The organism is Paenibacillus sp. Dod16 (genome assembly GCF_049893405.1).
Classification (GTDB): domain Bacteria; phylum Bacillota; class Bacilli; order Paenibacillales; family Paenibacillaceae; genus Paenibacillus_AQ.
Genome location: NZ_JBNDYG010000140.1, coordinates 1 through 473, shown reverse-complemented (window position 1 = coordinate 473; position 473 = coordinate 1). Strand labels below are relative to the sequence as shown.

Genomic DNA, 473 nt, shown 5'->3' with positions numbered 1-473 from the left:
TGGTATTATCCCCTTTTAGTAGACAAGAGAAAAAAGACATCTGTTAAGATGGACTTAATCTTGCCTAACGAAGGGGATTTTTTCATGGCTAAAAAAGGACAAACTTACCAACGGTACTCCTTGGAATTAAAATTGGAGGCGGCCCGGCTGGTCAACGAAGAACATATGAGTATTCGCGAAGTAGCACAACGTTTAGGTATTCAAAATAAATCTCAAGTACAAGTATGGGCGGCGAAAACGAAACGTGGAATGAGCCTAGAACCTGCCGCATCCAAACGGGGACGCCCCAGAACGAAGTTTTCCAGTATGGAAGAAGAGATGGCCTACTTGCGAGCGGAGATTGAATATTTAAAAAAGCAGTATCCAAATCTACACAAGGAGTGACGAGTAAAGCAGCTAGATTTCAGATCATAGAGGACTTGCGAGTACACCATCGTCTTGTTTGGCTCTTGAAGTTAGCCGCGGTTTCCCGT

General features: G+C 43.8%; 1 protein-coding gene. It reads left to right on the top strand.

All coding sequences use genetic code 11. From position 1 onward, the window contains the following. Positions 1–384 (top strand): transposase (locus ACPV3A_RS37790; protein WP_426205022.1); only part of this gene is annotated, 384 nt, incomplete at its 5' end. Positions 385–473 lie beyond the last annotated feature (89 nt).